Below are 12,023 nucleotides of genomic sequence, written 5' to 3' on the forward strand. Positions count from 1 at the left end.
AAGAAAAAGGGGACTATTCAGGAATGACCAGAATAGTGCCCTAATCTGTTTTTTTGGGGTTCTTTTATGAAAATTCTATCTATTTCAACAATATATGCATTATACATATAACTTAGAATTTAGGGGATAGAAAGAAACCTTAGAACCCTATAATTAAATTTTTCACATTTTAAGGAGGATGTATCCAATGGCAAAAATGAAAACCATGGATGGTAATGAAGCGGCAGCACATGCGTCGTATGCGTTTACAGAAGTCGCAACCATCTTCCCCATCACGCCTTCTTCGACGATGGCCGAATTTGTAGACGAATGGGCTGCTCATGACAAGAAGAACATTTTTGGACAGGCTGTTAAGGTTGTAGAAATGCAATCTGAAGCTGGTGCTGCTGGTGCGGTTCATGGCTCTCTCCAAGCAGGTGCGTTGACAACTACATATACAGCTTCTCAAGGTTTACTCCTCATGATTCCAAACATGTATAAAATAGCTGGAGAATTACTGCCATGCGTTTTCCATGTTAGTGCACGTGCTTTAGCAACTCATGCGCTTTCTATTTTTGGCGATCATCAAGACGTTATGTCTGTTCGGGCTACTGGCTTTGCTCAACTTGCTTCTAATAGTGTTCAAGAAGCCCTAGATTTAGGATTTATTGCTCATTTAGCTACGATTAAAGCACGTGTTCCGTTCGTCCATTTCTTCGATGGTTTCCGGACATCCCATGAAATTCAAAAGATTGAAGTCACAGATTATGAAGATGTTGCTAAACTCTTAGACCGTGATGCTGTTGCAGAATTTAAGGCTCGTGCCTTGAATCCGGAACATCCTGTACTTCGCGGTTCTGCTCAAAACCCGGATATTTATTTCCAAGGCCGTGAAGCTTCAAACAGCTTCTATGAGGCAATCCCAGATATTGTTGAGCATTATATGCAAGAATACAAAAAAATCACGGGCCGTGAATATCATCCTTTCCAATATTATGGTGCTGAAGATGCTGACCGTGTCATCATTGCCATGGGTTCCGTCTGCGATACCATTGAAGAAACAATCGATTATTTGATGGCTAAAGGAGAAAAAGTTGGGGTTATTAAAGTTCACCTCTTCCGCCCGTTCTCCGCTAAATATTTATTCAACGTTTTACCGAAAACGGTGAAGAAGATTGCAGTTCTTGATCGTACAAAAGAACCTGGTTCTGCAGGTGAACCTCTCTATCTTGATATCAAAGATGCGTTCTATACAAGTGAAGTGCGTCCGGTAATTGTGGGTGGACGTTATGGTTTAGGTTCTAAAGACACTACACCTTCTCAAATCTTGGCTGTCTATAAAAACCTTAATGCAGCAGAACCTAAAAACAGTTTCACCATCGGAATTATCGATGATGTAACCCATTTATCCTTGCCTGAAGATGAATTCATTGATACAGCACCGGAAGGAACAATTTCTTGTAAATTCTGGGGGTTGGGTTCTGATGGTACAGTCGGTGCGAATAAACAAGCCATCAAAATTATTGGTGACCACACCGATATGTCTGCTCAAGCCTATTTCCAATATGATAGTAAGAAATCTGGAGGTACTACGATTTCTCACGTTCGTTTTGGTAAGAAAGCGATTAAATCTCCCTATTATGTTATTGGGGCAGACTACATTGCTTGTCATAATCAAGCCTATGTTGGCCAATATGACTTAGTTAAAGGCTTGAAGAAGAACGGAACTTTCGTTCTTAACACGCAATGGAAACCGGAAGATCTGGAAGAAAAAATTCCTACTTCTTTAAAACAATACCTTGCGAAAAATGATATCAACTTCTATATCATTGATGCTGTTTCAATTGGCCGTGAGATTGGTTTGGGTTCCCGTATCAATATGATCATGCAAGCGGCTTTCTTTAAGCTCGCTAACGTGATTCCTGTTGATGTAGCGATTGGCTACCTTAAAGAATCCGTTATTAAAGCTTATGGTAAAAAAGGTCAAAACATTATTGACATGAATAATGCTGCGATTGATCGCGGAGTTGGTTCTCTCGTTAAGGTAGAAATCCCTGCTTCTTGGGCTACAGCAACGGACGCACAAGCAGAAGCTGCGGCAACCAAAGAATTACCGGATTTTGTCAAGAATCTTATGATTCCTATGAATGCACAAGAAGGAGATAGCCTTCCTGTCAGCGCTTTTGCTGGTATTGAGGATGGTACAGTTCCTTCTGGCACTGCTGCGTATGAAAAACGTGGGATTGCTGTCATGGTTCCCGAATGGCAAATGGATAATTGTATCCAATGTAACCAATGTTCCTATGTCTGCCCGCATGCTGCAATTCGTCCTTTCTTAATGAATGAAGAAGAAGCAGCTCAAGCCCCTGCAACCTTTGCTGGCAAAAAGGCGATCGGTAAAGAAGCAGAAGGTCTCCAATTCCGTATTCAAGTGGACACACTCGATTGCACTGGTTGTGGAAACTGTGCTGAAATCTGTCCATCTAAGGAAAAATCTCTTGTTATGAAGCTTGCACCAGAGCAAATTGAAGCTCAAGCAGATAACTGGGAATTTGCACTTACGCTTTCCGATAAGAGCAAACGTTTTGACTTATTCACAGTTAAGAATAGTCAATTTGCACAACCTCTTCTCGAATTCAATGGTGCTTGCCCAGGTTGCGGTGAAACGATGAATGTTAAGCTTCTCACCCAACTCTTTGGTGATCGTATGATGATTGCTAATGCAACAGGTTGTAGCTCCATTTGGGGCGGTAGTTCACCTTCCGTTCCTTATACCACGAACAAAGAAGGTAAAGGTCCAAGCTGGGCAAACTCTCTGTTCGAAGATAATGCTGAGTTCGGTTATGGTATGTATCTTGGTGTTCGTCAACAACGTGATAAAGTAGCACAATTGATGACCGAAGCTATCGCTACTGATATCAGCGCTGAGCTTAAAGAAGCTTTCCAAGAGTGGATTAAGAGTATGAATGATGGCGATGAATCCAAAGTAGCATCGGCTAAGGTTCTTGCTCTTCTGAATAACTACGAAGGAGACAATGGTCTTCTCAAAGATATCTACGCTCGTAAAGATCAATTCGTTAAAAAATCACAATGGATCGTCGGTGGAGATGGCTGGGCTTATGATATCGGTTACGGCGGTTTAGACCATGTTCTTGCTTCAGGCGATGATGTGAATATTCTTGTTATGGATACTGAAGTATATTCCAACACCGGCGGACAATCCTCTAAAGCAACACCACGTGCTGCTGTAGCTAAGTTCGCTGCTGCTGGTAAGAAGATCCGCAAAAAAGACCTGGGTATGATGGCTATGAGTTATGGTTATGTTTATGTCGCCCAAATTGCAATTGGGGCAAACATGGCTCAAGCGCTTAAAGCGATTAAAGAAGCAGAAGCATACAAGGGACCTTCACTTATTATTGCTTATGCACCTTGTATTAACCATGGTCTTAAAGTAGGAATGTCTAAGAGCTTAAATGAATCTAAAAATGCCGTTGAATCGGGTTATTGGCATCTCTATCGCTTCAACCCGGATCTTGAAGATCAAGGTAAGAATCCATTCGCGTTGGATTCCAAAGAACCAACTAAACCTTTCCGTGACTTCATCATGGGCGAGGTTCGTTACACCTCCTTGCTGAAAACCTTCCCAGAAACTGCTGAGGAACTCTTTAACGGCGCTGAGAAGTATGCAAAGGTTCGTTATGACTCTTACAAACGTCTTGCAGATCAAAAGTGGGACTAAGAAACTTAATTCAATATGATTTTTTCGAATTTTGAGAGTGGGTATTTCCCACTCTTTTTTTTTGCTGACTGATATGGGTTAAAAATTGGGTTTGAAAGACCAGGGGCTGTTGAAATTAACAGCCCCTTTCTTTTCCTCCCAAAAGACCCTCAAGCGTAGCCTCACGCACAGGAGTGAACGATTTGCGAGGAGGAACGGTTTAACGCACGAGGCTTGCGTGGGTTAACGGCGCCACTGGACTTGGCCATGGAAGGCCTGATGTCGCGGGTGCATGGACGCATAGGAGCGACTCACATCAGGTCGAGTTCCTGAGTGTTGAGTGAACGGATGCACGTGAAGCTACACGACCATCAATTGTGCAGGCCTTTTTTTACCGAGTGTTGACCTTAAAGGGGTCTCTGGCTTGTTCAGCGATTCAGGAGGCTAGAAACAGATGCATAACGAGCAGGAACTTCGCGAAAGATAAGCTAGATGAGGGGGAATCGTTTTGAAAAGTTGGCTAAAAATGATTAAGGATCTTACCCTAAGACCCCATACTCGAAGAATTCGCAAGCCTCCAGTTTTGCCGATTGATCAGGAGCGTGAAAAACCTTTATCCTACAAAATAATCCGGGAAGAACTTGAAAAAAGTAGTGACATTGTCTTCCGGGAGTTTAGTTTACGGGCGCAAGAGGAAATCCCATGTGAGCTTGTCGTTGTTGATGGACTGATTGATAAGTCTATCTTAAATGACTTTATTCTTCGAGTCCTGATGGTGGATTTGCAGTTAGATCCTGACATAAAAAAGCTAACGCAAAACAATATTATCGATAATGTACTAATACGTTTAGCACCGGCCAATGAAATAAAGAAAATTGATAAGATGGGAGAGGCTCTTGATGGCATTTTATCAGGAGATGCTGTTCTCTTTTTTGAGAATCTATCGGAAGCTTTGGTTATCGGAGCAAGAGGTTGGGCCTCGCGAGCTGTTTCCGAGCCCCAGATTGAGTCGTCCATCCGGGGGCCTCAGGAAGGGTTTACAGAAACGCTGCGAACGAATACGTCCTTACTCAGAAGAAGAATTAAGCATCCCTCTCTGCGAATCGTTTCCCTAAAGCTTGGGGATTTGACCCACACGGATGTCGTCGTTTGTTATGTTGATAAAATTGTGAACTCTGATGTTTTATCCGAAGTCCTTCGACGTTTGAGTCGGATAAAAGTGGATGGGGTAGTTGCTGGTGATTCCATTGAGGAAATGATTGAAGATTCACCCTACTCTTCCTTTCCCACGGTTTATCATACAGAACGACCTGATGTCATTACAGCAAATTTGTTAGAGGGTCGGGTAGCAATTATGGCTGATGGAACACCAACCGCATTGCTTGTCCCAATTACTTTGTCAAAGTTGATGCAAGTGAATGAAGATTATTATGAACGGGCCATGATAATTATCCTAATCCGCTTTGTTCGCTATTTAGGTGCGACCGTTTCAGTCCTTGCACCGAGCATCTATATTGCAGTTACAACCTTTCATCAGGAGATTTTACCGACCTCTTTAGCGTTGAGCATTGCAGCGGGACGCGAGGGAGTACCTTTTCCGGCTTTAGGAGAGGCATTGCTTATGACGTTAAGCTTGGAAATTCTTCAAGAAGCGGGGCTTCGCCTACCGAAACCGGTTGGACAGACGATAGGGATTGTTGGGGCCTTGGTAATTGGGGATGCAGCAGTAAAGGCGAGTCTCGTGAGCCCTCTGATGGTCATTGTCATTGGGATTACTGCCGTTGCAAGTTATACGATTCCTGCTTATGATTTAGGAATTGCTGTCCGTCTCATCCGATTTCCGCTAATGCTATTAGCTGGAACAATGGGTTTTTACGGAGTGGGAGTGGGGCTTTATGCTGGACTTATTCATGTATTAAGTATTCGTTCTTTTGGGGTTCCCTATTTAAGCCCTATTGCTCCTCTAAGAATTCGTGCATTATTACAAGATACATTTGCTAGAGCTCCTTGGTGGGCGATGAAGAGGAGACCTGAACTGATTGATGTAGAAGACCCTAATTCGAGTTCAGGGGGGACAAAATAGATGGAGAGAATTTCTACTCATCAATTCCTGATGTTGGGTGCAGGCGTTACCTTAGGAACGACTTTTTTACCCGTAGGGACAGTTGTAACAAGTTTGGCAGGGCGTGACGGCTGGATGGCAGTTATTCCCGCGTTTCTTTTTGGTCTTCCCTTCGGCCTCATGGTACTGTCTTTAGCTGAAAGATATCCTCAAAAAAATCTCATTCAGATTACCGAGCAAGTTCTTGGCAAGTGGATCGGTAAAATTTTTGGAATTTTGGTATGCGTGATTGCTGCATATTTTGGAGGAATGATTGTTGGACAAGGTATCGATATGTTTTCCCGTTCAATTTTACCGGTGACCCCACGTTGGGTCTTTATTTTCGCTGGGTTGCCATTGATCTTAATGATGGTCTATGCCGGACTTGAGGTCCTAGCTCGCTTCTCAGAGATTGTTTTTCCAATATTGGTGTTAGCCTTAGTGGGGACAGCTCTTTTATCAATTCCACGTTTTGAGCCGGGAGAGCTTTTCCCGTTTCTCGAGAATGGGTTTAAACCCGTATTATATGGAGTTGTTGAGATAATTCCCTGGCCGATGGAATTTATTCTGTTTTTAGGAGGCCTTTTAGAATTTTTACCTACAAGTCAACAAGAAATTAAACAAATGAGGATAAAGTTGGGGTACATTTTCCTACTCGTAGGGTTTATCGATATGCTGATTACTCTTGTCGAAATTTGGGTTTTTGGTCCCACTGAGACTGCACGACAAACCTATGGATTGCTGACGCTTGGTAAAATGATCGAAATTTCCCGGACGATTTCGGGAATAGAGTCTATTTTTATGATGTTTTGGATGGGAGCAAGCATAATAAAAATATCGGCTTTTTATTTCCTTGCGTGGTGGGGAGTTCAGTCTGTGTTCAAAGTCAAACGGTGGGTCGCCCATGCCCTAATAATTCCTATTTTTATGGTTGTTTCCTGGACTTCAGTCCGAGGAGCCGATATCTTAATTGCAATTGTTCAAGCGGATCGCTACCTTATTTTGCCATTAGCACTGGTATGGATACTCCTACTCTGGGGGGTGAGCACGTGGAAGCAAAGAAAACAAAGACAATCTTCAAACGGGTGCTAATTTTTCTTCTCATCTTTTCTGTTTTTTTTCTTGAAGGATGCTGGGGGAAAAGGGAAGTTGAGCAACTGGCTTTCGTTATCGGTCTTGGAATTGATCAAGGGGAAAAACCCGGAGATATTATCTTGACCTACCAAATGGCTCAGCCTAAAAAGGGGGGGCAAAGTGGCGCGGAGATTAATAATTGGACACTTACCACAGAAGTGACCCATGCTCCACTTAGTGAAGATAAATTATATGAAATTCTTGATCGCCATCCCTTTCTAGGAACGACTAAAGTATTGATCATTGGCGAGGAACTGGCGAAATCAGGGATCGGTTCTATGATTGATTCATTTCAAAGGTTTTATCAGTTTAGGAGAACAATGTATTTGCTCGTGGCAAAAGGGAAGGCCAAAGATATTCTGAATACTAAGCTTCGTAATGATCAGTTACCTTCCTTAAGTCTTGCGGGTAGGATTGACGAAAGTAAAGGTGTCTCTACCTATCCAGTCATAAGGATTGGGCACTATCTTACCTTATTATCTCGGGAAGGACAAACCCCGATTGTTCCCATTGTGGATCGGCTACAACCAGGAGAGGGCGGAATTGATTACAAAGGGAGTGAGGGTGGAGAGGCGGAGGAACTTCAGATCGAGGGGGCTGGGGTATTTCGTGGGGATAAAATCATTAGTTATTTATCAGACCAAGAAACAAAAGGATTTATGTGGTTAGAGAATTTAATAGGTATCCGCTTTATCGGTACAGAGGAAATAAACGGGATCAGTCTTACGGCGAAGGTCACGAGTTCAAAAGCAAAATATAGTGTAACTCAGGATGAAAAGGGCCTACGTTTCAGTTATCAGCTCAAGGCGAAAGCAACTATCGATGATATCAAAGGCAGCCAGCCTCCGATGTCTGTTGAAGAATGGGGTACGTTTTCAAGAGATGCTGAAAAAGCAGTGGCTCAAGCGATTGAAAAGGAATGTCGGTCAGCTATTAGTAAAGATAAAGAGATTCCTAACGATTTTCTAGGAATAGGCCGTCATATCGAACAGAAGAATCCGAGTTTATGGAAAGAAGTTCGTAATCATTGGGAAAATACGCTGCAGGAGTTACCCGTTGACATTGAGGTAGAGGTCGTCATTGAGAACAGTGGGGTTGGGCGCAATAGTCCGGTTAGCCCAAAAGAAACTCGGCAAGAATAGATTGAGGGCGAATTCTTGATTTAGATTAATGAAAGGAGAAAGATTCATGAATTCTCAAGTCTTGCCGCGTTGTAAATGCTGTCAGGAGGTCCCGATTCAGGGGCTATATGATGGGATTCGAATTCAAGGGGTACTCTTTTGTTCAGAATGTTGCCATAGAATAGCTATGAGTTCAAACAGTTCAATTTTTTATCAAAGATTTTTTAGGGAAATAAAGAATACTCTTTTCCTATGAGACTTTTGGGGTTCTTTGGTTCTTTTTAAATAAGGTAAGGGTTGTTTTGGACTAGATGAATCTTCAAATAAGATGTGATACAATAAAAGGAAATACCTCTTAAATAAAAGAACTGGGGGAATGTTTTTGTTATCCCTAGGAGAGGAGCTGTTAAAGTACCAAGAACAAGAATTTCTGTCGTTTCACACTCCTGGACACAAAGGGAAAAGCGAGTTTTTTAAGAACCTCAATTTTCCAGAACAGGATCTGACAGAACTTCCTGGTTTAGATATGCTGCATGCGCCACAAGGTGTAATTGCTAAAGCGCAAAAACGAGCAGCACAGGTTTTCGGAGCTGAAGAAAGTTTCTTTTTGGTAAATGGGGCGACTGTTGGTAACCAAGCGATGTTTTTAGCTCTTGCGGGAACAAAGGGGAAGGTTTTAATAGAAAGACAATCCCATCGTTCCGTTATGGCGGGCCTTGTTCTTTCTGGGCTAGAACCGGTATACATAAAACCTGTTGTTCACCCAGAGTTCCATTTACCCTTAGGATATGAGTATAAGCTTGAGCCTCAACTGTGGAGGGAGATACAAGGGGTACACCTAACTTATCCCAGTTATTATGGAACCCTTTCTGATGTCTCTCCTATCGTTCAAGGACGAGATTTGTGGGGATCTTCCGTTCCTATTCTTGTGGATCAAGCTCATGGTTCGCATTACTTATCTAAACTTTTTCCTCCGGGAGCTTTAGAATGGGGCGCAGATCTTGTTTTACATAGTTCTCATAAAACGTTGAGTGCTTTAACTCAGGCGGCGATGCTTCATGTTCAAGGAGAAAGAATTTCGAGAAACCGTTTGAAGCAAGGACTAGAGCTTTTACAGTCTTCCAGTCCTAGTTATCTCTTAATGGCTTCTTTAGAACGGGCCGTTGAATATGCTCAAGAAGAACAACGTTGGAAGCTTCTTTTTGAAGCTGTCCAGGAACTTCATCAACGCGTTGGAAAAGTTCTACGCATATTGAATTTAAAGGATAAAGGCCGATATGGAATTGCTCAGCTCGATTGGTCAAAAATCTTGATCAATACTTCTTCAATTGGGCTAGCGGCACCATTAGGTGTTCAATTCTTAAGAAAGTATTTCCGGATTGAGCCAGAATTATGGGATCAAGAGAATATCTTGTTTTTATTAGGAATCGGTAATACTCTGGAAGAGGTCCAACGGTTAACCGAAGGACTAATTGCCATGGTACAATGGGCTGAGTCTGAAAAAGATTCTGGTCTAATGATGATTAACTATAATGAAAATAGAGGAGATTTTGTAAAGGGATATGAAATTCCTTTGCCATCTCTTAGACTTACTCCACGTGAAGCCTTCCTGGCACCAAAACGTCAGATTCCGCTTAAAGAAAGCTTAGGAAAAATTCTTGGGGAGAGTATTTCCCCTTATCCACCAGGGATTCCTTGGGTCGTCATGGGGGAAGAAATGACCCCCGAATTATTAGAGGCACTATTAGATTCTTCCTCAAAAAGCTGGCAAGGGTGGGAAAGTCCTGAAAAAGGCGTTTGGGTCATTGAGGAGGGATAAGAGCGGATGAATATTGCACTTGAGCTTTTGGTGAAGGCCGCTCTTGAAGAGCGCCTTGCCCATTTACTATTGTTCCATAGTGGAGCTGTTGTTGAACGTCGCCAAGCGGGTATGTATTTAGCTCAAGCTTTAAATTGCCAAAGACCACGGGAAGATGGTCCATGCTTAGAGTGTTCTGCTTGTTGTAAGATCCATTCAGGTAACCATCCTGATGTTCAGATTCTGCAACCTCAAAAAGCCTCTTTTGGAATTGAAGAAATCCTCCATTGGCAAGAGCAAGTATACCGTAAACACTATGAGGGAAAATATAAGGTCTATATTCTGGAACAGGCTGATCGATTGACCCTTCCTGCAGAGAATGCCTTACTGAAGGTCATTGAGGAACCACCAGAAAGAACAATTATTATTTTGAGCGCTCAAAACGCTGAAACACTGCTACCCACTATTCAAAGTCGTGCACAAGCTGTTTATTTTCCAGTAATTGAAAAAGAAGTTTGGATAGATTCTCTTGACCCTTCAATAAATCGGCAGGAAGCAAATGAGGCTTTCCGGTTGTGTGGGAACGATCCAGATAGTGCTCAGGTGATTCTTGAATTGGGTGTGGCTAAAGTGAAGCAATGGGTGAATCAATTTCAGGAATCGGTTCAAGAACGAGATTTTCTGAAGGTGTTTAATCTATTCCCCATTGAAAAAAATGAAGCTTTAATTTATCTCCAGGTCTTAGCCTATCAAGAATATGGAGACTTAAGAAGTCCAGGCTCGATGTTAGCTATAAATAAAACGCTGGATCAAATTCGAAAGCAGGCTAATCCTCGATTAGCGATTGAAGTATTGGCCCTAGAATTATTTCGGCAAGGAGGATATTAAAGTGGTAGAGGTTGTGGGGGTCCGTTTTAAGCGGGCAGGAAAGATTTATTACTTTTCTTCTGGAGATCTTGGACTTAAAATTGAGGATAAAGTGATTGTGGAAACCGCGCGTGGGGTTGAATTTGGAGATTTAGTGATTGCGCCAAGAAATATTCCGGAAGACACTGTGGTTTCTCCGCTTAAGCCTGTCATTCGCAAAGCGACTCCAGAAGATGAGCAAATTGTGGAAGAAAACAAAGTGAAGGAAAAAGAGGCTTTTCAGATTTGCTTCAAAAAGATAGAAGAGCACCAACTTCCTATGAAATTGGTGGATGTAGAATTTACCTTTGATTGTAATAAAATTATATTTTCCTTTACCGCTGAGGGAAGGGTTGATTTCCGAGAATTGGTTAAGGACTTAGCTTCAGTTTTTCGGACGCGTATTGAACTCCGACAGATCGGAGTTCGTGATGAGGCTAAGATGTTAGGTGGGGTGGGTTCCTGTGGTCGAATGCTCTGCTGTTCCACTTTCCTTGGAGATTTTGAACCGGTATCAATTCGAATGGCCAAGGATCAAAAATTATCCCTTAATCCAACTAAAATTTCTGGAATTTGTGGGCGACTGATGTGTTGTCTAAAATATGAAAATAGTGCTTATGATGAGGAGTTAAGGGAGGGGGCAAAGTATCCCTGCGAAAATAATCAGGGATGTTGTCACCAAGAAAATATTCAAAAAGAAGGTAAACCCGATAAACCTGAGCGACCTGCCCAGGCAATTCCAGTTTCAGGGAAGGGACGTCAAAGGAAAGGGGAAAAGAATAAAGGAAAGAGTGAGAAAGTATGAGTCAATTGACCCAGGCTTTAACTGAAGTAGAGGAGAAATTAAATTCCCTGCTCGAAGAGGTACGACGATTACGTCCGTATGTCGAAAGTCTGGAAGAAGAAAATGCTAGACTAAAACGAGAATTATGTGCCATTCCAGAACAAGAGACCGAGCGGGTTATTGCAAATGCGGAACACCTTCAGGGTGTTGCTCATGATAACTTGGAAAAGTTATATAAAGAAGGATTCCATATCTGCCACCTCCATTTCGGGCAGCCGCTGGAGGAGGGAGATTGTTTGTTCTGCATGGGGTTTTTGAGGAAAGATTAGTAAAGTTTTGTTGGCACTCGTTTCGGCCATTCATTCGTCGACCAAACTAGTACTCAGGCTCGAATTTAGGGTTCGGGTTTCCGCCAGGAATCGGCATGCAGAGTTGCTATGCCATCCTTGGCGCACTCTGCACTAGGCACGTCCTGTGCTCAA

Annotated in this window: 8 protein-coding genes; all 8 read left to right on the forward strand. The window is 42.5% G+C overall.

Annotated features, from left to right (window positions below):
* The first annotated feature begins 187 nt into the window (after nt 1–187).
* Nucleotides 188–3,718: a pyruvate:ferredoxin (flavodoxin) oxidoreductase gene (gene nifJ, locus DESME_RS00115; protein WP_006717676.1), complete on the forward strand. Its 3,531-nt coding sequence runs from the start codon at nt 188–190 to the stop codon at nt 3,716–3,718.
* A 505-nt stretch (nt 3,719–4,223) separates the two neighbouring features.
* A complete protein-coding gene (locus DESME_RS00120; RefSeq protein ID WP_041484005.1) occupies nt 4,224–5,780 on the forward strand; it encodes a spore germination protein in 1,557 nt (518 codons plus the stop codon).
* On the forward strand, nt 5,781–6,890 hold the full coding sequence (locus tag DESME_RS00125; RefSeq protein ID WP_006717672.1) for a GerAB/ArcD/ProY family transporter: 1,110 nt from the start codon (nt 5,781–5,783) through the stop codon (nt 6,888–6,890).
* Nucleotides 6,848–8,074 (forward strand): Ger(x)C family spore germination protein, encoded by a 1,227-nt coding sequence (locus DESME_RS00130; protein ID WP_006717669.1) that lies wholly within the window; start codon nt 6,848–6,850, stop codon nt 8,072–8,074. Before DESME_RS00125 ends, DESME_RS00130 begins: the two co-directional genes overlap by 43 nt.
* A gap of 361 nt (nt 8,075–8,435) precedes the next feature.
* The gene (locus DESME_RS00135; RefSeq protein ID WP_006717665.1) at nt 8,436–9,872 is read left to right on the forward strand and encodes an aminotransferase class I/II-fold pyridoxal phosphate-dependent enzyme; all 1,437 of its coding nucleotides are present in this window, start codon (nt 8,436–8,438) and stop codon (nt 9,870–9,872) included.
* A 6-nt stretch (nt 9,873–9,878) separates the two neighbouring features.
* Nucleotides 9,879–10,739, forward strand: a complete 861-nt coding sequence (locus DESME_RS00140; RefSeq protein ID WP_006717663.1) for a DNA polymerase III subunit delta' — start codon at nt 9,879–9,881, stop codon at nt 10,737–10,739.
* Between the two features lies 1 nt (nt 10,740).
* Nucleotides 10,741–11,562: a PSP1 domain-containing protein gene (locus DESME_RS00145; RefSeq protein WP_006717661.1), complete on the forward strand. Its 822-nt coding sequence runs from the start codon at nt 10,741–10,743 to the stop codon at nt 11,560–11,562.
* A complete protein-coding gene (locus DESME_RS00150; RefSeq protein WP_006717660.1) occupies nt 11,559–11,870 on the forward strand; it encodes an initiation-control protein YabA in 312 nt (103 codons plus the stop codon). Before DESME_RS00145 ends, DESME_RS00150 begins: the two co-directional genes overlap by 4 nt.
* The last annotated feature ends 153 nt before the right edge of the window (nt 11,871–12,023 follow it).

Source organism: Desulfitobacterium metallireducens DSM 15288 (assembly GCF_000231405.2).
GTDB classification, from domain to species: domain Bacteria; phylum Bacillota; class Desulfitobacteriia; order Desulfitobacteriales; family Desulfitobacteriaceae; genus Desulfitobacterium_A; species Desulfitobacterium_A metallireducens.

Coding starts and splice junctions, on each gene's coding strand:
- nifJ (WP_006717676.1), top strand. CDS start 188: ATGGCAAAAATGAAAACCATGGATGGTAATGAAGCGGCAGCACATGCG.
- DESME_RS00120 (WP_041484005.1), top strand. CDS start 4,224: ATGATTAAGGATCTTACCCTAAGACCCCATACTCGAAGAATTCGCAAG.
- DESME_RS00125 (WP_006717672.1), top strand. CDS start 5,781: ATGGAGAGAATTTCTACTCATCAATTCCTGATGTTGGGTGCAGGCGTT.
- DESME_RS00140 (WP_006717663.1), top strand. CDS start 9,879: ATGAATATTGCACTTGAGCTTTTGGTGAAGGCCGCTCTTGAAGAGCGC.
- DESME_RS00150 (WP_006717660.1), top strand. CDS start 11,559: ATGAGTCAATTGACCCAGGCTTTAACTGAAGTAGAGGAGAAATTAAAT.